This is a genomic window from Streptomyces sp. NPDC059649, from assembly GCF_042734445.1.
Taxonomy (GTDB): Bacteria; Actinomycetota; Actinomycetes; order Streptomycetales; family Streptomycetaceae; genus Streptomyces.
In genome coordinates this window covers 53,548-73,522 of sequence record NZ_JBHWDV010000030.1, presented here as the reverse complement: position 1 = coordinate 73,522, position 19,975 = coordinate 53,548, and the positions used below count along the sequence as shown (strand labels likewise).

The window sequence follows — 19,975 nt, the reverse complement described above, 5'->3', positions numbered from 1 at the left end:
CGGACCCCATGCGGGGACCGGGCCGTCCGTATGTCCGCCGGCGGTCTCAGAGCGCCTGCGGGAAGGTGCTGAACAGCCGCTGCGGGTCGTAGGTCTTCTTGACCTCGGCGAGCCGTCCGGCGGCCGCCCCGTAGTAGGCGGACTTCCAGTTCGTCAGGTTCGGGTCGGTGTAGTTCTGGTACGCGGCGCCCGAGGAGTGGCGGCGCATCGCGTCATGGAACGAATCCAGCCACGCTGTGCGGGTGCCCGGCGAACCGCCGGCCGGCCAGGACGTCAAGTACTGGGCCAGGAACCGCGATCCGCGGTGCACGAACGCGGTGTCGGTGCGGCCCACGCGGTTGATCGCGCCGCCCAGCGCGGTCAGCGCCACGTTCCCGGCGACGCCCTTGCGGCCGCCGCGCTCGATCTGGTCCATCAGGGTCCGGATGCCGGTCGTGGACAGCGAACGGTCGAAGAAGTGCGAGCGGGCGGCGTAGGTCTCCCGGCCCAGCTGGCCGCTGCCGGTGTGCCCGGGCAGCGAACCCGGCATATGGCACTGCGCGGAGGTCTTCGACGAGCAGCCCGCGTAGGTCTCCATGGCGTCCAGGTAGCCGATCGGGGTCAGATGCACGGTGGACGCCGGGCCGGGGCCGCCCGCCTGGTCGGCGAGCCGGTCCACGGCGTTCTTCAGGTCGCCGTACGACCCCAGGGAGAACGCCGCCACCGACACCGCCGGGGTGCCGCCGGGCCGGGCGTCCAGATGGCAGGCGGACCATATCTCGTCCGCCTGCACCGGCCCCCACTTCTGCCAGGACGCGACCACCTTCGCCGCCTTGGCCCACGGCCAGGTGATGTATGCCATCACCGCGCGCGGCGCCGGATGCGTACGGAAGCGCAGCTCGGTGACCACGCCGAAGTTGCCGTTGCCGGCGCCGCGCAGCGCCCAGAACAGGTCGGCGTGCTGCTTGGCGTCGCAGTCGACGGTCTTCCCGTCCGCCGTGACGACGGTCGCGCCGACCAGGCTGTCGCAGGTCAGCCCGTACGCCCGGGAGACCACACCGTGGCCGCCGCCGAGCGTCAGGCCGGATATCCCGACGGTGGGGCAGGAGCCCCCGGGTATGGTCACGCCGTGCGCCGCCAGGCCCTGGTAGACGTCGATGAGCTTGGCCCCGGCCCCGATGCGGGTCACCCCGCCGGACGGCGCGCCGACCTTCGCCAGCGCGGAGACGTCGATGATGAGCTTGCCGTTGCCGCTGGACCAGCCCGCGTAGGAGTGGCCGCCGCTGCGGATGGCCACCTGGGTGCCGTACCGCCGGGCGAACGCCAGGCATTCGGCGACGTCGGCCGGGTGCTTGACGTACGCGATCGCCGACGGCTTCAGGGTGTCGTAGCGGGTGTTGTAGAGCCGCCGGGCGGCCGCGTAGGCGGCGTCCGAGGCGCGGACGAGCTTGCCGTCCAGGCTCTTGCCGAGCGCCGACCAGGAGGCCGGGGTGGCCCGGCCGGCGGCGACCCGGGCGGGCGCGGAGGCCGCGTTGGTCTGCACGCCGTCGGAGCCGGCCGTGGTGGCGGAGGAGGAGGCCGCGCCCGTCCCGCCGCTCTTGTCGTCGCAACCGGTGGCCCAGACGACCGAGGTCGCCGCGAGTCCGCCGCCGGTCTGCAGGAGTGTGCGCCGCTTCACTGGGATGGTTCCCCCTCGATGTCGAACGGTCCTGCCCCGTCCGCCGGTGACCCGGCTGGTCGTCGCGGGGCGGTCACGGGACCGCTGTTACTTCCCTGACTAGGCAGATGCGTGAGGGGCGTTGGGGGTTCCAGGAACGGATTCCCTCATTCCACGGGGTGGTCCGGGCGCGGCCCGTCGCCGGCCGCCGACAGGTGCCGCTCCGCGTCCGTCCGCGCCTGTGAGCGGGCGCGCCGGGCCGGCCCGCGCCAGCCGCACTCGCAGCGGGCCGTGCAGAAGGAACCGCGTTCGGTGGTGGAGGTCGCATGCAGCGCTCGGTCGGGCACGGGCGCCACGCTACGCGCCCAGGATCACGCCAGCGTGACGAGCCCCCTCAACGGTCGTTGAACGGATCGGTCGACGGAACGTCAGGCGCGGACGGGCGGGACGTCGGACCCTCCCGAGCGGACCGGCCGGCCAGGCCGGTCCCGAAGACGGCGGCCGAGGGGGCTCGTACGCGATGGTGGTGCAGGACAGGCGGGGCGGCCGGACGGCCGCCGTGGCCCTGGCGTGCGGGACGGGTCTGGCGGTCGGACTGCTGACGGCGGGCTGTTCCTCCGAGGGCGCCGCCGCCGACGACCACGAGCCGCCCGGCCGGTCCGCCGCCGCGGCCGCCGCCCGGGTCCGCGGCAGCGCCGACGCCCTCGTCCGGGCCCGCTCGGCCGCCGTCCGTACGGCCATGGAGACGGACAGCGGCGGCACCCGCGTCGCCATCCGCGGCACCGGCGGCTACGACTTCACCACCGGCACCGGACGGCTCGTCGTGGTACTCCCGGACCCCGCGGACCGGCCCGGCGAGGGCCGCCAGCCGGTCACCGAGATCCTCGCGCCCGGCGCGCTGTACATGAAGAACCGCGGGGCCGGGGTGCCCGCCGACAAGTGGGTGCGGGTGGAGACCGCCGCGCTGGCCGACGGCAACCTCGTCACCGGCGGGGCCACCGACCCGCTCGCCGCGGCGGAACTGCTGCGCGGCGCACGGCAGGTGACGTACCAGGGCGAGGAGCGGCTGGACGGCGTGCTGGTGCGGCACTACCGCGGGACCACGGACATCGCGGTGGCCGCGCGGGCCGCCTCGGCCCGGACCAGGCCGGCGCTGGTGGCCGCGGAGAAGGGGTTCACCACCGAGGCGGTGCCGTTCGATGCGTATCTGGACGAGGCGGGCCGGCTGCGCAAGGTGCGCGAACGCTTCCGTTTCGCCAATGGCGCGCCCCAGGGGGCGTCGGTGACCTCCACCACCGAATTGTCCGGATTCGGCACCCCTGTTGTGGTACGGCTGCCGGACCGCCGCGACATCTACGCGGGCAGGATCGCCTCCGCCGCTCCGTAGCCGGAAAGCACCCCTCGGGGCCGGCCGCCGGGAGCGGAAATGGTCCTTCCGTGCCATGCGCGCGGCGTGCGCCCCTCCTTACGCTGGCGGTACCACCGCATGCGTGCGAGGCGCCCGGAGGAGGAGGTGTTGTCCGTGGCCGGCCACCGCCATACGGTCCAGGACCACGTCGCCCTCGTGGAGATCGACCTGACCGGTGAGTTGATGATCGCGGCGGCGGCCGCGAGCGAGGAGCGGCTCAGCCCGGACCGTATCGACGAGGTGCTGGACGTGGAGGCGGACGGGGACGGTGGCGAGCCGTCCGGCGCCGCGGGCCGGGGATAGCCCGCGGTCAGCTCCGCAGCATCCGCTCGATGGCCTTGGTCGCCTCCTGGACCTTGGCGTCGATGGCCTCGGGCCCCTTGACCGCCGCGTCCGCGACGCAGTGCCGCAGGTGCTCCTCGAGGAGCTGGAGCCCGAAGGACTGCAGGCCCTTCGTGCTCGCCGAGACCTGGGTGAGTATGTCGATGCAGTAGACGTCCTCCTCGAGCATCCGCTGCAGTCCGCGGATCTGGCCCTCGATGCGACGCAGTCGCTTGAGGTGTGCGTCCTTCTGCTGTGCGTAGCCGTGGACGCCGGGGGCCGGGGAGGTCTCTGCGGTATCGGTCACGGTTCGGGTCGCACCTCGGGGGTCGATTTCCGGCTGCGCGGGGTGGCCGGCCGCGGCGGCTGCGGCGTTGCCGGGGGTGTCGGCGTCCGTGGTCGTCATGGCCGTCTCCCGTGGTATCTAGGCGATCTATATACCCCTGGTGGGTATATAGTAACGAACTTTGCGGGCACTCGTGGTACCCCGTGCAGAGCATGCTGCCCGATGGGCGACACTGAAGGAATGCCGGTTAGCTGTGGCTGGATGATGCGCCTAGCATCAACTCGACCGAATCCGATGCACCCCGAGGATTTCACGTGCGTTTTCGTCTGACCCCCAGGGAGACGAGCTTCTACGACATGTTCGCGGCCTCCGCGGACAACATCGTGACGGGCTCGAAGCTCCTGATGGAACTGCTCGGGGCGGACGCCTCCGCGCGGACCGAGATCTCCGAGCGGATGCGCGCGGCGGAGCATGCGGGAGATGACGCGACCCACGCGATCTTCCACCAGCTGAACTCCTCGTTCATCACGCCGTTCGACCGCGAGGACATCTACAACCTCGCCTCGTCGCTCGACGACATCATGGACTTCATGGAGGAGGCCGTCGACCTGGTCGTCCTCTACAAGGTCGAGGAGCTGCCCAAGGGCGTCGATCAGCAGATCGAGGTGCTGGCGCGGGCGGCGGAGCTGACCGCCGAGGCGATGCCGAACCTGCGGACGATGTCGAACCTCACCGAGTACTGGATCGAGGTCAACCGCCTGGAGAACCAGGCCGACCAGATCCACCGCAAGCTGCTCGCGCACCTCTTCAACGGCAAGTACGACGCCATCGAGGTGCTCAAGCTCAAGCAGATCGTGGACATCCTCGAAGAGGCGGCGGACGCGTTCGAGCACGTCGCCAACACGGTCGAAACCATCGCGGTCAAGGAGTCCTGAGCCCTCAGCCATGGACACCTTCGCGCTCATCGTGACCATTGCGGTCGCGCTCGGTTTCACCTACACCAACGGCTTCCACGATTCGGCGAACGCGATCGCGACCTCGGTCTCGACCCGGGCGCTGACCCCGCGGGCCGCGCTCGCGATGGCCGCGGTGATGAACCTCGCCGGTGCCTTCCTCGGCAGCGGCGTCGCCAAGACGGTCAGTGAAGGACTGATCGAAACCCCGCACGGCGACCAGGGCATGGGCATCCTGTTCGCCGCGCTGCTCGGCGCGGTGGTCTGGAACCTCGTCACCTGGTACTTCGGGCTGCCCTCGTCGTCCTCGCACGCGCTGTTCGGCGGCATGGTCGGCGCCGCGCTGGCCGGCGGGACCACGGTGATCTGGTCCGGGGTGGTCGAGAAGGTCGTCCTGCCGATGTTCATCTCGCCGGTGGTCGGCCTGGTGCTCGGCTACCTGGTGATGGTCGTCATCCTCTGGCTGTTCCGGCGGTCCAACCCGCACAAGGCCAAGCGGGGCTTCCGCATAGCGCAGACCGTCTCGGCCGCCGGTATGGCGCTCGGGCACGGCCTGCAGGACGCGCAGAAGACCATGGGCGTGGTCGTCATGGCCCTGGTCATCGCCGACGTCGAGGACAAGAACGCGGCCATCCCGATCTGGGTCAAGCTGGCCTGTGCGATCACCCTGTCGCTCGGTACGTACGCGGGCGGCTGGCGCATCATGCGCACCCTCGGCCGCCGCATCATCGAGCTGGACCCGCCGCAGGGCTTCGCCGCGGAGACCACCGCGGCGTCCGTCATGTACACCGCGTCGTTCATGTACCACGCGCCGATCTCCACGACCCACGTCATCACGGCCGGGATCATGGGTGTCGGCTCGACGAAGGGCTCGCGCGCGGTCCGCTGGGGCGTCGCCAAGAACATCGTGATGGGCTGGTTCATCACGATGCCGGCGGCGGCGCTGGTCGCGGCGCTCGCGTACTGGCTGATCCGGCTGGCCTTCGGCTGACGCACCGGCCGGAGCACACCCCGGCCCGACAACGCAGTGGGCCCGCCCCTCCGGGAAGGAGGGGCGGGCCCTTCGCCTTGCGGTGGCACCGCCATGCAGCACCGCAGGACGCTCAGGGGGGTGCCGGCCGGGGCACGTCCCGCAGGACGCGCGGCCTAGCCGAAGCGGCCGGAGATGTAGTCCTCCGTGGCCTGCACCGACGGGTTGGAGAAGATCCGCTCGGTCTCGTCGATCTCGATCAGCTTGCCGGGCTGGCCGACCGCCGCGAGGTTGAAGAACGCCGTACGGTCCGAGACCCGCGCCGCCTGCTGCATGTTGTGCGTCACGATGACGATCGTGAAGCGCTCCTTCAGCTCACCGATCAGGTCCTCGATGGCGAGGGTGGAGATCGGGTCGAGGGCGGAGCAGGGCTCGTCCATCAGCAGCACCTGCGGTTCTACGGCTATCGCGCGGGCGATGCACAGCCGCTGCTGCTGGCCGCCGGAGAGGCCCGAGCCGGGCTTGCTCAGCCGGTCCTTGACCTCGTTCCAGAGGTTGGCGCCCTTGAGGGACTTCTCGACGATGTCCTTGAGCTCGTTCTTCTTGTACGAGCCGTTCAGCCGCAGTCCGGCCGCGACGTTGTCGAAGATCGACATCGTGGGGAACGGGTTGGGGCGCTGGAAGACCATGCCGACGGTGCGGCGGACCGCGACCGGGTCCACGCCGGTGGCGTAGAGGTTCTCGTCGTCCAGCAGCACCTTGCCCTCGACACGGCCGCCGGGGGTGACCTCGTGCATCCGGTTCAGGGTGCGCAGGAACGTCGACTTGCCGCAGCCGGACGGGCCGATGAAGGCGGTCACCGTGCGCGGCTCGATGGTCATCGAGATGTCGTCGATGGCCTTGTGGCTGCCGTAGTACGCGGAGAGGCCGCTGACGTCGATTCGCTTGGCCATGGAAATCACTGCTTCTTTCGCGGGGGGTACGTCGGGTCGCTGTATTGGCCGCGTCAGCGACCGGCGTGCTTGGGGGCCTTCCAGCGGGCGATGCCGCGGGCCACCAGGTTGAGGATCATGACGAAGGCGATGAGGACCAGGGCCGCGGCCCAGGCGCGGTCGTAGGAGGCCTCGGAGCCCTGCTGCCACTGCTGGAACACGTACAGCGGGAGCGACTGCTGGGCGTCTTCGAAGGGGTTGTTGTTGATCGTCTTCGCGCCCCACACCAGGAGCAGGACCGGGGCGGTCTCGCCGGTGATGCGGGCGATGGCGAGCATCACGCCGGTGGTGATGCCGCCGATCGACGTCGGCAGGACGACCTTGAGGATGGTGCGCCACTTGGGGACGCCGAGGGCCAGCGATGCCTCGCGCAGCTCGTTCGGGACGAGCTTGAGCATCTCCTCGGTGGAGCGGACCACGACCGGCATCATCAGGATGGCCAGCGCCATCGACCCGGCGAAACCGGACGGGCCGAAGCCGAGGATCAGGATCCACACGGACAGGATGAACAGGCCGGCGACGATCGACGGGATGCCGGTCATCACGTCGACGAAGAAGGTGACGGCCTTCGCGAGCCGGCCGCGGCCGTACTCGACGAGGTAGATCGCGGTGAGCAGACCGACCGGCGCGGCGATCAGGGTGGCCAGGCCGACCTGCTCCAGGGTGCCGATGATCGCGTGGTAGATGCCGCCGCCGGGCATGGCGTCCGGCAGGGTGCCCATCGAGTGCGACAGGAAGTACCCGTTCAGGACCTTGATGCCGCGGGCGACGGTCTCCCACAGCAGGGAGGCCAGCGGGATGACGGCGAGCAGGAAGGCGACCCAGACCAGGCTGGTGGCCAGCCGGTCCTTGGCCTGCCGGGTGCCCTCGACGGCCGCGGACAGCACGAAGGTGCCGGCGATGAAGAGCAGGGCGGCGATCAGGCCCCACTGGACGGTGCTGTCCAGTCCGGCGGCCAGCCCGATGCCGCAGCCCGCGCCGGCCGCGACCAGCGCGAGCACCGGCGGGGTCCAGCGGGGCAGCCGGGCCTGCTTGAGGGTGACCGGGAGCGGGTTGCCGCCGTTGGCGACCGTACGACGGTCGGTCATCACGCTCATGCTGCGGCTCCCGAGTACTCCTTGCGGCGGGCGATGATCAGGCGGGCCGCGCCGTTGACGACCAGCGTGATCACGAAGAGGACGAGACCGGAGGCGATCAGGGCGTCCTGGCCGAACTGGTCGGCCTCGCTGAACTTGCTGGCGATGTTCTGCGCGAACGTGCCGCCGCCCGGGTCGAGCAGGCTGGCGCTGATCAGGAAGCTGGGCGAGAGGACCGTGGCGACGGCCATGGTCTCGCCGAGCGCGCGGCCGAGGCCGAGCATGGAGGCGCTGATCACGCCGGAGCGGCCGAAGGGGAGCACTGCCATCCGGATGACTTCCCAGCGGGTGGCGCCGAGGGCCAGCGCGGCCTCCTCGTGCATCTTCGGGACCTGGAGGAACACTTCGCGGCTGACGCTGGTCACGATCGGCAGGATCATGATCGCGAGCAGGATGCCGACGGTGAACAGCGAGCGCGGGGCGCCCTGGGAGTAGCTGAAGATCCCGGTCCAGCCGAGGTAGTCGTCCAGCCAGCTGTAAAGGCCGGTCAGGTGCGGGACGAGGAAGAGCGCGCCCCACAGGCCATAGACGATGCTGGGTACCGCGGCGAGCAGGTCGATGACGTAGCCGAGCGGCGAGGCCAGCTTGCGCGGGGCGTAGTGCGAGATGAACAGCGCGATGCCGACGGCGACCGGGACCGCGATCAGCATGGCGATCACCGAGCTGACGACCGTGCCGAAGGCGAGCACCGCGATGCCGAACTTGGGCTCGGTGCCGGTGGCGTTCCAGTCGAACGTGGTGAGGAAGTCGGCCTTGTCGCCGGAGATGGCGAGGACGGACCGGTAGGTGAGGAAGACCGCGATGGCGGCCATGATCACCAGGAGGGCGATACCGGAACCCCGGGAGAGCCCGAGGAAGATCCGGTCACCGGGGCGGACGGCCTTGCCCGAGACGGTGGGACGCACGTCTCCGGGCGGTGGCGGGTTGTCGGCTATGGAAGAAGCAGAAGTCATGGATTCTCCGGTCTGCGGAGTCCCGGGGGACTCCAGGCGCGGCGGTGCACCGGACGGGCGGCGGCCCGAAAGGGGCCCTCGTGGAAGGGCCCCTGTCGGCCGTGTGGGCGGTCGGACCGCCACCCGGGTTGGTCAGGAGAGCGTCTTGACGGTCGCGCGGACCTTGTCGGCGATCTCGGTGGGCAGCGGGGCGTAGCCGAGGGCCTTCAGCGCGGCCTGGCCGTCCTTGCTGGAGACGTAGGTCAGGAAGGACTTGGTGGCCGGCAGGGTCGCGGCCTTGTTGCCCTTGTCGCAGGCGATCTCGTACGTCACCAGGGTGATCGGGTAGGCGCCCTCGGCCTTGGTGGTGTAGTTGAGCTTCAGGGCCAGGTCGTTGCCCTTGCCGACCTGCTGGGCCTCGGAGATGGCCTTGGAAGCATTGTCCACCGTGGCCTCGACCGGCGCCTTGGCGCCGGTGTTCAGCTTGACCGTGGGGATCTTGCCCGAGGTGGCGTAGGACAGCTCGAAGTAGGAGATCGCGCCGCTGGTCTGCTTGACCTGCGAGGAGACGCCGGCCGAGCCGGAGGCCGCCTGGCCGCCGGTGCCTTCCCACTTCTTCGCCGGCTCGTGCTTCCAGTCACCGGGCGCGGCGCCCTTGAGGTACTTGGTGAAGTTGTCGGTGGTGCCCGAGTCGTCCGAGCGGTGGAAGGCCTGGATCTTCAGGTCCGGCAGCTTGGCGTCCGGGTTCAGCTTCTTGATCGCGGCGTCGTTCCACTTCGTGATCTTCGAGTCGAAGATCTTCGCCAGGGTCGGGGCGTCCAGGACCAGGTTGTCCACGCCGGGGACGTTGTAGCCGATCGCGATCGGGCCGCCGACCATGGGCAGGTCGATGGCCTGGCCGCCCTTGCAGACCTGCTTGGACTTGGTGACTTCCTCGGGCTTGAGGGCCGAGTCGGAGCCCGCGAAGGCGGTCTGGCCCTGGAGGAAGGTGGTGACGCCGGCGCCGGAACCGGTCGGCTGGTAGTTGATCTCGGTGTCCTTGCAGGCGCCCGAGTAGTTCTGCACCCAGACGTCCATGGCGTTCTTCTGCGCGGAGGAGCCGGACGCGAGCAGCTTGCCCTTGCCCTCGCACTTGATGTTCGCGGACTTGGCGGAACCGCCGCCGCCACCGCCGCCGGCGGTGGTGTCGTCGGAGCCGCACGCCGTCAGGGCCAGGGCACCGGAGACGGCGAGAGCGCCAACGGCGAGGGCGCGAACCCGGTTCTTGCGCTGAAGCTTCACTGTCGGGAATTCCTTCCTGGGGCGCGCCGCATCGTCGGCGTGCGAGGTGATGGGGTGTGTCGTGACCGCCGTGGGGGATGCGGTTGCGGTATGTGCTTATCCGTGCCGCGCTCGCCTTCCGGGCGTGACGCGCACTCGGTACGGCCGAAATTAGGCAGATCAAGTGAAGCGGCCGATGGAGGAGAGTGAACGCAGGGTGAACCTCGGCCATCGGCTGGGTGTGTGGGAAGAAGTGCTCGTCCACCTGTACTAAAGGGCCCGTCGCTCTGTTGAATTACCGGCCGGTATGGCAGCATCCGCGCCGGAGTGGCGACACGAATCGGTGCGGAACGACCGGAGGTGGCTGGTGGGGAGCCAGGGGGCACGGCAGGGCGTTCGGGAGGTACGGGAGACAGCGGCCGCAACGGCCGTAACGGCTGTACGGGGCAAAACGGGCGGGCGGGCCGTCGCGGGCCGCCGGCTGGCGGTGTGCACCGCCGTCGTCCTGTGCGTCACGGGCCTACTGGGCGCCACGGCGTCCACCGCGTACGCCGACGCCCCGAAGGACCCGCCCGCGGGCTCCGGGCGGGCCTCGGGGGCCCCGGACGACGCGGATGCCGGCGCCCGCCACCTCGACGACGTGCGCAAGCGGATCGACGCCCTCTACCGCAAGGCCGAGCAGGCCACCGACGCCTACAACGCCGCCAAGGAAGAGGTCGAACGCCAGCAGAAGGAGATCGTCAAGCTGGCCCGCACCATCGACCGCACCCAGCACGACCTGGCCGCCCTCAAGCGGCAGGCGGGCGCCCTGGCCAGTGCGCAGTACCGGGGCGGCGGACTGCCGGCCGAGGCGAAGCTGATGCTCAGCGCCGACCCGGAAGCCTTCCTCGACAACGCCACCCTGGCCCGCAAGGGCCAGCTGGCCGCCCGGCGCGTGATCAGTCAACTCGCCCGGATGCAGGGCGATTTGCAGGACTATTCGAAAGCCGCGACCGACCGCTGGGAACGGCTGGAGGCGAACCGCAAGAAGAAGGAAAGCGCCCGGAAGGACATCGAGAAAAAGATCGACGCGGCAAAGGAGCTGGAATCCCGGCTGGCCGCGAAGGAAAAGGCCCGGCTGCGGAAGCTGGAGGACGAGGCGGCCTTCCGGGAACAGCAGAAGTGGCTCGACTCGGGCGTACTGGACGAGATCAGCAATAAGGCGTCGGTGGCCGGTCGTAAGGCGATTTCCTACGCCACCGCGCAGCTCGGCAAGGATTACGTGTGGGGCGCCGAGGGCCCGGACACCTTCGACTGTTCCGGGCTCACCCTGCGGGCCTGGCAGCACGCCGGGCGGACCATTCCGCGGACCTCGCAGGAGCAGTGGCGCCAGCTGCCGCACGTCGCCCTCCGGGACATGCGGCCGGGCGATCTGATCATTTACTTCTCCGACGCCAGCCATGTCGGGATGTACCTCGGTGACGGCGCGCTCCTGCACGCCCCGCGGCCCGGCCGGCAGGTGACGATCACCGGGGCCGGCTCGATGCCCATCCTCGGAGTGGTCCGGCCGGACGGTGACCCACGACACCATGACGCGGATCACGTCCGCGATAAATGACCGGATTGTTTCCTCTCCGAGAGTTGTCGGCTTGTCGCCGAATGCACTCAAGCGGGGTGATATTCGTCATTCCGCATTCCCCCCGACCCAGGTCAAATGGCTTATTGGCCGCGGCATATGACGATGGCCGATTGCCGACGGCCATTCCATACCGCTCCGTTCTGCCGCTATGGTCGCCTGTCAGTGCCCGGAGCGTGCCCGTTCGATCGACCGACGAGCGGCGGAGCCGGTCACCGTGGTGCGCCGGTCGGCGCCCATGTGCCCCTCGGGGGGAGGGAAGGAAGCAGACCGATGCCCGTACCCGTACCGCACCCGCGGACGGTCGTGCTGCCGCACCAGGCAGGACCGGTGGACGACGCCTGCGCGCGGACCGCGCAGGTCGCCGGCGCGCCGGGCGCGGGGGACGCGATGCACCGGGGCCCGGACGCCCCGGAAATCGAACAGCGACTTTCGGCCGATCCCGTCCCGGCTCAGCAGGGCCTGACCCTGCTCCTCATCGGCGAGGACCCCAACAGTCACGTCCCCGAGATGTGGGACTGGGCCGGCCGCAAGGTACGGCTGCGCACCGCCCGCAACCTCACCGAGGCCGAGCGGCTGCTCACCGACGACGTGCACTGCATCCTGCTCGACCTGCCGCCGGCCGAACCCGCCGGCCGCACCGCGGGCGACAGCGGCACCCCCGCCGACGACGCCCTGGGCATGCTGCGCGACGTCCTGCGGCTGGCACCCTCGCACGCCGTCCTCGTGCTCACCTACGAGACGGACGCCGAGCGCGCCGCCGACGCCGTACGCGTCGGTGCCCAGGACTACCTCTTCCGCGACGAGCTCGACGGCGCGGTCCTCAGCCGCGCCGTGCGCTACGCCGTCGAACGCAAACGCGCCGACCTCGCCCAGCGCCAGCTCACCGAGTCGCGGATGCTCGCCCAGGAGAACGCCCGCCTGGAGCGCGGACTGCTGCCCACCCCGCTGCTGGACGGCTCCGACCTGCGGTTCGCCGCCTGCTACCGCCCCGGCCGCAGCCGCGCCCTGCTCGGCGGCGACTTCTACGACACCGTCCGCACCGCCGACGGCACCGTGCACGCCATGATCGGCGACGTCTGCGGCCACGGCCCGGACGAGGCCGCCCTCGGCGTCGAACTGCGGATCGCCTGGCGCGCGCTGACCTTCGCCGGGCTGTGCGGCGACGAGCTGCTCGCCACCCTCCAGAAGGTGCTGGAGCACGAGCGCGCGGACGACGAGATCTTCGCGACGCTGTGCACCGTCGACATCTCCGCGGACGGCCGCCGCGCCGGGCTGTGCCTGGCCGGCCACCCCGCGCCGCTGCTCGCCCGGGCCGGCGAACGCCCGCAGCTGCTGCCGTACGAATGCGGCGGCCCGGCGCTCGGCCTGCTGCCGGAGGCCCGCTGGCCGCGCCGCCAGGTCGAGCTGGGAGGCTCCTGGAGCCTGATGATGTACACCGACGGCCTGATCGAGGGCCGGATCGGTGAGGGCAACCAGCGGCTCGGCCAGGAGGGCATGGCGGAGCTCGTCGGTCGGCAGATGGAGTCCGGACTCGGGGGCGACGCCCTGCTGGACGCGGCCGTCCGGGAGGTACGCGACCTCAACGGCGGCGAGCTGACGGACGATGTGGCCGTGCTGCTGCTGGACCGCCGCTGAGCGGCTGCCTCAGGGGTGGGACGGCCCGGGGGCCGGGCGGCTCAGCGCCCGCCGTTGAACGGCCCGTACGGCCCGTCGGAGCTGGAACCGCCGCGCCGCGGCCCGCGGCCACCGCCGGACACCGCCCGCAGCGCCGGCCGGACGTCGACGGTGTAGACGATCACCGCGATCACGCCGATGATCGGCAGGAACGACATCACCGGCAGGACGAACAGCAGCGCCGTGGCGATGCTGAGGAAGATCAGCCACATGGGCTTGGTCTGCTTGCTCGCCGCGCGGTAGGCGTCCTCGCGGCGCACCGCGGCGTCGATCAGCATCACGGCGGCATAAATGCCCAGTGCGAGCTGTGCCCAGCCCAGAATCGACTGGAACCCGTAGATCAGCACGCCGTCCTCCGCCCGTTCGCCTGCTGTGTGGTCTGTGCCGTGTGGTCCGGCTGCCCGGCTTTCACGGCCGGGGGGCCGCCGACTGCTGCCCGTGCGGCCCCACCGTACCCGCACAACGGGCCGGGCACGCCAGGTGTGCCCGGCCCGGCCGTGATCCGCGCCTCAGCGCGCGGTACGCGGCCGTGCGCTCACTTCGCGGACGGCGGGGTGCTCTTCTTCGCCGGGGACGGCGCCGGGCCCGGCTTGCGCTGCGCGACCGGCTTCTTCGCCGCCGCGGGCTTGGTCTGCGGCGAGGTGGTGGCCTTGGCCGACGGGCCGGCCTTGCTCGCCGACTTGGCGCCGTTGGCCGTACCGGTCTTCGCGCCGCTGTTCTTGGCCGCGGACTTGGGGGCCGGCTCCGGCTCGATCGCCACCGCGACGTCCTCGGTGCGCTCGGCCATCTCACCGCGCCAGGTCGCCACCGCGTCCCGGCCGCGCTCGGCCAGCTCCTCGTAGCCCTCCCGGGCCCGCACCGCGGTCTCGGCGACCCGGCCGACGCCCTGCAGCGCCAGCTCTTGGGCCTGGTCGCGGAACTTCTTGAAGTCGCCGTCGAGCGACTCCAGCAGCTCCGCCAGCTTCTCCTGGGCGTCCTTGGCCTGCTTGGTGACCAGCGCCTGGACCTCCTTGGGATCGGTGCTGCGGACGGACTCGAAGCGCTTGGGCGCCTCGGCCCGGATCCGCTCCACCAGCTGCGGCACCTCGCCGAGCTTCTCGGCGGCCAGATCGATGGTGCCGGCCACGGCGTAGAGCGGGGTTGCGTCGGTCAGGACCTTGCGGAGCTCATCGGTGTTGATGGCCATGACGTGGTTCCTCCTGGAACGAATCGGTTGCTCAGGTGGCGTGCGGGCCGTCGTCGGCCTCGGTCTCATGGGAGTCCGCTTCGCGTCCGTCCGCATGGCCGCCCGCTGCCCGGTCCTCGCGGCTGACCAGCCCGTTCTCCTTGCGGAAGGACTCGTAGATCTGCAGCAGGACCTGCTTCTGTCTCTCGTTCAGCGCCGGGTCGGTGAGTATCGCGGTCTGCACCTCGACCCCGTCCAGACCGTGCCGCTCATCCAGAATCCCGGCCTGGACGTACAGCGTCTCCGCGGATATCCGCAGCGCCTTGGCCAGCTGCTGGAGGATCTCCGCACTGGGCTTGCGCAGGCCGCGCTCGATCTGGCTGAGATACGGATTGGACACCCCGGCGGCATCCGCGAGCTGCCGCAGGCTCAGCTGCGCGGTGCGCCGCTGCTCCCGCAGGAACTCGCCGAGATTGCCGACGTTGAGTGATGCCATACCTCGATGGTGCCTCGTCGTGCTAACTATTGCAAGCAAGCGCTAGCAAAAGTGGTACGCGGGGGGCCTCGGTCCTCCTGCGGTTGGTACACCGGCTTCCCCGCACCCAGCCCCAGCAACCGCGCCTCGGCCTCGTCGAGATCCGCGACCTTGAAGCAGAGGTGGAGCTGCTGGAGAACGGCCGGGTCGGGCAGCTCGAGGGCCGGTGGTCGTCGACCCTCCGTAGAGGGGGCCCGTAGAAGGGTCGGCCCGCGGGCGGACACTGGTCAGGAACGAAGAAGCGTGGCATGCCGCTCGCCCGTAGCGTGAGCCGCAGCGAGCCATGAGCCCGGCAGATCCCGCGGTTCCAGTCGTTCCCGCCGTTCCGTAGTTCCCGCCGTTCCGTATTTCCAGTCGTTCCGCAGTTCCAGCAGATGGAGACACCGATGAGCATGGCCCCGAGGACGGACCCGCAGGCGCCGGCGCCGCACGTTGCCGACCGCCATGAGTGGATCCGCGTGCACGGCGCGCGCGTGAACAACCTCAAGGACATCAGCATCGAGATACCCAAGCGCCGGCTGACCGTGTTCACCGGCGTCTCCGGCTCGGGCAAGAGCTCGCTGGTCTTCGACACCATCGCCGCGGAATCGCAACGGCTGATCAACGAGACGTACAGCGCCTTCGTACAGGGCTTCATGCCGAACCTCGCCCGGCCCGAGGTCGACGTCCTCGACGGGCTGACCACCGCGATCACCGTCGACCAGCAGCGGATGGGCGGCGACCCCCGCTCCACCGTCGGCACCGCCACCGACGCCAACGCGCTGCTGCGCATCCTCTTCAGCCGCCTCGGCGCCCCGCACATCGGCCCGCCCAGCGCGTACTCCTTCAACACCGCCTCGGTCCGGGCGAGCGGCGCGATCACGGTCGAGCGCGGCAACAAGAAGGCGGTGAAGGCGACTTACTCCCGCACCGGCGGCATGTGCCCGCGCTGCGAAGGCCGGGGCACGGTCTCCGACATCGACCTCACCCAGCTCTACGACGACTCCCTGTCGCTCACCGAGGGCGCGATCACCGTCCCCGGCTACAAGGGCGGCGGCTGGAACTCCCGGCTGTACGCCGAGTCGGGCTTCTTCGACCCGGACAAGCCGATCCGCACGTACACCGAGCGGGAGTTGCACGACTTCCTGCACCGCGAGCCGACCCGGATGAAGATCGCGGGCATCAACATGACGTACGAGGGCCTGATCCCGCGGATCCAGAAGTCGATGCTGGCCAAGGACCGGGAGGCGATGCAGCCGCACATCCGGGAGTTCGTGGAGCGCGCGGTCACCTTCACCCCCTGCCCCGAGTGCGACGGCACCCGGCTCAGCGAAGGCGCCCGGTCCTCGAAGATCAACGGCATCAGCATCGCCGACGCCTGCGCGATGCAGATCAGCGACCTGGCGGAGTGGGTGCGCGGCCTGACGGAGCCGTCGGTGGCACCGCTGCTGACCGCCCTCCAGCACAGCCTCGACTCATTCTCCGAGATCGGCCTCGGCTATCTCTCCCTCGACCGGCCGTCGGGCACGCTGTCCGGCGGCGAGGCGCAGCGCGTCAAGATGATCCGCCACCTCGGCTCCTCGCTCACCGATGTCACCTACGTCTTCGACGAACCCACCACCGGCCTGCACCCCCACGACATCCAGCGGATGAACGACCTGCTGCTGCGGCTGCGCGACAAGGGCAACACGGTGCTCGTCGTGGAGCACAAGCCGGAGGTGATCGCGATCGCCGACCACGTCGTCGATCTCGGCCCCGGCGCCGGTACGGCCGGCGGCACGGTCTGCTTCGAGGGCACCGTCGAGGAGTTGCGGACCGGCGGCACCCTCACCGGCCGCCACTTCGACGACCGGGCCGCCCTGAAGAAGTCGGTGCGCGAACCGAACGGGGTGCTGGAGATCCGCGGCGCGTCGCTGCACAACCTGCGGGGCGTCGACGTCGACATCCCGCTCGGGGTGCTCTGCGTGATCACCGGCGTCGCGGGCTCCGGCAAGAGTTCCCTCGTGCACGGCTCGATCCCGGCCGCGGAGGGGGTGGTCGCGGTGGACCAGGCACCGATCCGCGGCTCCCGGCGCAGCAACCCGGCCACGTACACCGGGCTGCTCGACCCGATCCGCAAGGCGTTCGCCAAGGCCAACGGCGTCAAGCCGGCGCTGTTCAGCGCCAATTCGGAGGGCGCCTGCCCCACGTGCAACGGCGCCGGCGTCCTCTACACCGACCTGGCGATGATGGCCGGCGTCGCCACCACCTGCGAGGACTGCGACGGCAAGCGGTTCGAGGCATCGGTGCTGGAGTACACCTTCGGCGGGCGGGACATCAGCGAGGTGCTCGCGATGCCGGTGGACGAAGCCCTGGAGTTCTTCGCCGAGGGCGAGGCGCGCACCCCGGCCGCGCACCGGATCCTTCAGCGGCTCTCCGACGTCGGCCTCGGCTACCTCACCCTCGGCCAGCCGCTCACCACCCTCTCCGGCGGCGAACGGCAGCGGCTCAAACTGGCCACGCACATGGCCGAGAAGGGCGGTGTGTACGTCCTCGACGAGCCGACCGCCGGCCTCCACCTCGCCGACGTGGAACAGCTCCTGGCCCTCCTCGACCGGCTCGTCGACTCCGGTAAGTCCGTCCTCGTCATCGAGCACCACCAGGCCGTCATGGCCCACGCCGACTGGATCATCGACCTCGGCCCCGGCGCCGGCCACGACGGCGGCCGCATCGTCTTCGAGGGCACACCGGCCGACTTGATCGCGGACCGTTCCACGCTGACGGGGGAGCATTTGGCGGGGTATGTGGGGGGGTGAGCCCGGGAGGAGGAGGGGTGGGGGTGCCCGGTGCAATTGGCGGGGCGCGGCTGGGGAGTTGGCGGGGCCCGGCCGTTGCGGTGGACGGGGTGCGGCCGTTGCGGTGGACGGGGCGCGCCCGGGGAGTAGCCGGGCGCGCGCCCGGGAAGTCGCCGTGGGATGGTCGAAGAGTCTCCCGAAACCGCCCGTGACCAGGGCAAATCCTCGATAGTGGAGGTATGCCGACACGTCACGACGACCGGAGTGAACCCTTGGCCGCCACCCCTGACACCCGCCCGGACGCCCCCGCCCCCGCCGCCCGCTTCTCGCCGCTGCAGCACCTGATGTACGGGCACATATACGCCGATGCCGTACGCGCCGTCATAGTGCACGGCATCGCGGACCTCCTGGCCGACGGCCCGCGCACCGCCGAGGACCTGGCGGAGCGCTCCGGCACCCAGGCCGTACCCCTGCGCCGGATCCTACGGATGCTCGCCACCAGAGGACTGTTCCGCGAGGAGAACGGGGCGTTCGCCCTGACGGAGAGCGGGGCGGGCCTGCGCGCCGATGTGCCCGGCTCCCAGCGCGCCACCGCCCTGCTGTTCACCGACGAGATGTTCCGCCGCTCCGCCGAGAACCTCCCCGACACCCTGCGGACCGGCGAGCCCGGCTTCGAGACCGCTTACGGCCTGCCCTTCTTCACCCACCTGTCCGCCACGCCCGACAAGAGCCGTCTGTTCGACGCCGCGATGACCTCGCGCACCGGCCAGGCGGACGAGGACATCGCCGGCGCCTACCGCTTCCCCGCCAGCGGCACGGTCGTGGACGTCGGCGGCGGCCGCGGCGGCCTGCTCCGTGAGGCCCTCACCCGCTCCCCGGGCCTGCACGGCGTCCTCTTCGACCGGCCCGAGACGGTCGCCGACCACCTGCTCGACACCGAAGAACTCGCCGGCCGTTGGCGCACGGAAGGCGGCGACTTCTTCACCGCCGTACCGCAGGGCGGTGACCTCTACCTCCTCAAGAACATCCTGCACGACTGGCCCGACGAGGACTGCCTGCGCATCCTGCGCACCATCCGCCGGGCCGTGACCCCCGGCACGCGGCTGCTCGTCATCGACGCGGTGCTGCCCGCCGACGGCTCCCCGCACCCGGCCCTCGCCCTCGACATCGTCATGCTCATGGTCGTCCGCGGCCGCGAACGCACCGCCGCCGAGTTCCAGGACCTCCTCACCCGCTCCGGCTTCCACCTCCACCGCATCCTCCCGACCCGCGCGATGTCCTCCGTCATCGAAGCCGAGGCGACCGCAGACGCGAAGCCGGAGCCGGAGCCGGCGAGGTAGGGGCGGAGCGACCGGTTCCCCGCCCCCGGCACCCTCGACCTGCGCCGGAAGGCGACTCCTGGCTCATTTGCGGCTCACTCGCGGCTCAGCCGAGGCTCACCTCGCGCCTCGGTCCCCGCTCACTCCTTGAGCCAGAAGCTGGTGGCGTCGAGCCAGGCGTCGAGCAGCGCCTCGTCGCCGAGGACCTCGATGCCGCCGCCGGGGCCCCCGGGGGCGAACCGCCGGCCGTAGACGAAGAGCAGCAGGTCGGCCAGCGGACCCTGGGCGGTCACGGTGGCCAGGCCCCCGGTCACGGTGGTCGGGCTCCCGGTCCCGGTGGCCGGGCCCCCACCGCGGCCCGAGACGAGGGTGTTGCCGTCCAGACGGACCAGCCATTCCGCGCCGGCTTCGGGGGCGGTGTCGGTGGCCCGGAAGCACAGGGTCCGGCCGCCGGCCAGGAGGGCGGGCAGGTCGGGCCTGGTCTCGAATACGGGGGGCAGATGGCCGAAGCTCATCCACTCGTCCAGGGCGTCGACGGCGACCTCGTCGTCCACGGTGAAGTCCGCTCCGACGGCGAAGGCCGCGTCCGCGCGGTGGACCACCGTCTCGTGGGTCATACGGCGGGCCCAGAACACCGGCGTGCCACCGGGGGCCACGGTCCACACCGCGACCTCCGGCCCCGCCGTCCGCAACGCGTCCGCCAGTTGCCCGGCGCCCTCGGTGAGCCATGCGGCGAGTTCGGCCGGGTCCTGGTCCGTCGCGTCGGAGACGTTGTTGAGCCGCTCCTCGGAGACGGGCCCGGTGGCCCGGGTCCGTACGATCGTCTCCACCCAGCGATGCGCCTCGCCGAGATGGCGCAGCAGCTGACCGAGGTTCCACCCGGGGCAGGCGGGCACGGGGGTGGCCAGTGCGGCTCCCTTGACGTGGGACGTCAACAGGGCGGTCTGGGCGACGATTTCGGCACAGTGACGGTCATAGCTCATCGAAGCCGTCGAAGTCATCGAAGGAGACATGGCG

Annotated in this window: 19 protein-coding genes; 8 read left to right on the top strand and 11 right to left on the bottom strand. The window is 70.8% G+C overall.

The annotated features are described in order from the left end of the window. Positions 1-46 precede the first annotated feature (46 nt). Together ACFV1J_RS26830 and ACFV1J_RS26825 are read right to left on the bottom strand one after the other, a co-directional pair. Entirely contained in the window at positions 47-1,657 is a 1,611-nt protein-coding gene (locus tag ACFV1J_RS26830) for an FAD-binding oxidoreductase (RefSeq protein ID WP_385862131.1), read from the bottom strand. A gap of 146 nt (positions 1,658-1,803) precedes the next feature. Beyond that, on the bottom strand, positions 1,804-1,983 hold the full coding sequence (locus ACFV1J_RS26825; RefSeq protein ID WP_385862130.1) for a hypothetical protein: 180 nt from the start codon (positions 1,981-1,983) through the stop codon (positions 1,804-1,806). A 173-nt stretch (positions 1,984-2,156) separates the two neighbouring features. Here ACFV1J_RS26825 and ACFV1J_RS26820 point away from each other — a divergent pair, with 173 nt between their 5' ends. Next, positions 2,157-3,023 (top strand): hypothetical protein, encoded by an 867-nt coding sequence (locus ACFV1J_RS26820; protein WP_385862127.1) that lies wholly within the window; start codon positions 2,157-2,159, stop codon positions 3,021-3,023. A 99-nt stretch (positions 3,024-3,122) separates the two neighbouring features. Next, positions 3,123-3,347, top strand: coding sequence for a hypothetical protein (locus tag ACFV1J_RS26815; protein ID WP_385862125.1), 225 nt, complete (start codon positions 3,123-3,125; stop codon positions 3,345-3,347). A 7-nt stretch (positions 3,348-3,354) separates the two neighbouring features. On the opposite strand, the gene ACFV1J_RS26810 is transcribed toward ACFV1J_RS26815, so the two are convergent. Next, the gene (locus tag ACFV1J_RS26810; protein ID WP_385862124.1) at positions 3,355-3,771 is read right to left on the bottom strand and encodes a metal-sensitive transcriptional regulator; all 417 of its coding nucleotides are present in this window, start codon (positions 3,769-3,771) and stop codon (positions 3,355-3,357) included. 194 nt (positions 3,772-3,965) lie between these two features. On the opposite strand from ACFV1J_RS26810, the gene ACFV1J_RS26805 reads away from it, so the two are divergent. Further along, on the top strand, positions 3,966-4,586 hold the full coding sequence (locus ACFV1J_RS26805; RefSeq protein ID WP_385862123.1) for a DUF47 domain-containing protein: 621 nt from the start codon (positions 3,966-3,968) through the stop codon (positions 4,584-4,586). Between the two features lie 10 nt (positions 4,587-4,596). Further along, complete coding sequence (locus ACFV1J_RS26800) at positions 4,597-5,595, top strand: anion permease (RefSeq protein WP_385862122.1); 999 nt, start codon at positions 4,597-4,599, stop codon at positions 5,593-5,595. Positions 5,596-5,750: 155 nt separating this feature from the next. Here ACFV1J_RS26800 and pstB read toward each other — a convergent pair whose 3' ends face one another. From pstB to pstS, 4 genes are all read right to left on the bottom strand, one after another. Then, complete coding sequence (pstB, locus tag ACFV1J_RS26795) at positions 5,751-6,527, bottom strand: phosphate ABC transporter ATP-binding protein PstB (protein WP_385862120.1); 777 nt, start codon at positions 6,525-6,527, stop codon at positions 5,751-5,753. 53 nt (positions 6,528-6,580) lie between these two features. Beyond that, positions 6,581-7,663 carry a phosphate ABC transporter permease PstA gene (pstA, locus tag ACFV1J_RS26790; RefSeq protein ID WP_385862119.1) on the bottom strand — a complete coding sequence of 361 codons (1,083 nt, stop codon included), beginning with the start codon at positions 7,661-7,663 and terminating at the stop codon, positions 6,581-6,583. Then, positions 7,660-8,655: a phosphate ABC transporter permease subunit PstC gene (gene pstC, locus ACFV1J_RS26785; protein WP_385862117.1), complete on the bottom strand. Its 996-nt coding sequence runs from the start codon at positions 8,653-8,655 to the stop codon at positions 7,660-7,662. Before pstC ends, pstA begins: the two co-directional genes overlap by 4 nt. A gap of 132 nt (positions 8,656-8,787) precedes the next feature. Continuing rightward, positions 8,788-9,915 carry a phosphate ABC transporter substrate-binding protein PstS gene (gene pstS / locus ACFV1J_RS26780; RefSeq protein ID WP_385862115.1) on the bottom strand — a complete coding sequence of 376 codons (1,128 nt, stop codon included), beginning with the start codon at positions 9,913-9,915 and terminating at the stop codon, positions 8,788-8,790. 466 nt (positions 9,916-10,381) lie between these two features. On the opposite strand from pstS, the gene ACFV1J_RS26775 reads away from it, so the two are divergent. Both ACFV1J_RS26775 and ACFV1J_RS26770 read left to right on the top strand, forming a co-directional pair. Beyond that, positions 10,382-11,491 carry an NlpC/P60 family protein gene (locus tag ACFV1J_RS26775; protein WP_385862177.1) on the top strand — a complete coding sequence of 370 codons (1,110 nt, stop codon included), beginning with the start codon at positions 10,382-10,384 and terminating at the stop codon, positions 11,489-11,491. 291 nt (positions 11,492-11,782) lie between these two features. Beyond that, entirely contained in the window at positions 11,783-13,147 is a 1,365-nt protein-coding gene (locus ACFV1J_RS26770) for a PP2C family protein-serine/threonine phosphatase (protein WP_385862114.1), read from the top strand. A gap of 41 nt (positions 13,148-13,188) precedes the next feature. Here ACFV1J_RS26770 and ACFV1J_RS26765 read toward each other — a convergent pair whose 3' ends face one another. The 3 genes from ACFV1J_RS26765 to ACFV1J_RS26755 form a co-directional block, all read right to left on the bottom strand. Further along, entirely contained in the window at positions 13,189-13,533 is a 345-nt protein-coding gene (locus ACFV1J_RS26765) for a DUF2516 family protein (protein ID WP_385862111.1), read from the bottom strand. Between the two features lie 188 nt (positions 13,534-13,721). Continuing rightward, complete coding sequence (locus ACFV1J_RS26760; RefSeq protein ID WP_385862109.1) at positions 13,722-14,372, bottom strand: hypothetical protein; 651 nt, start codon at positions 14,370-14,372, stop codon at positions 13,722-13,724. Between the two features lie 31 nt (positions 14,373-14,403). Next, positions 14,404-14,847 carry a helix-turn-helix domain-containing protein gene (locus ACFV1J_RS26755; RefSeq protein ID WP_385862107.1) on the bottom strand — a complete coding sequence of 148 codons (444 nt, stop codon included), beginning with the start codon at positions 14,845-14,847 and terminating at the stop codon, positions 14,404-14,406. A gap of 425 nt (positions 14,848-15,272) precedes the next feature. Here ACFV1J_RS26755 and ACFV1J_RS26750 point away from each other — a divergent pair, with 425 nt between their 5' ends. Both ACFV1J_RS26750 and ACFV1J_RS26745 read left to right on the top strand, forming a co-directional pair. Continuing rightward, positions 15,273-17,660: an ATP-binding cassette domain-containing protein gene (locus ACFV1J_RS26750; RefSeq protein ID WP_385862106.1), complete on the top strand. Its 2,388-nt coding sequence runs from the start codon at positions 15,273-15,275 to the stop codon at positions 17,658-17,660. A gap of 218 nt (positions 17,661-17,878) precedes the next feature. Continuing rightward, the gene (locus ACFV1J_RS26745) at positions 17,879-18,979 is read left to right on the top strand and encodes a methyltransferase (protein ID WP_385862104.1); all 1,101 of its coding nucleotides are present in this window, start codon (positions 17,879-17,881) and stop codon (positions 18,977-18,979) included. A 119-nt stretch (positions 18,980-19,098) separates the two neighbouring features. On the opposite strand, the gene ACFV1J_RS26740 is transcribed toward ACFV1J_RS26745, so the two are convergent. Further along, entirely contained in the window at positions 19,099-19,941 is an 843-nt protein-coding gene (locus ACFV1J_RS26740) for a maleylpyruvate isomerase N-terminal domain-containing protein (protein ID WP_385862102.1), read from the bottom strand. Positions 19,942-19,975 lie beyond the last annotated feature (34 nt).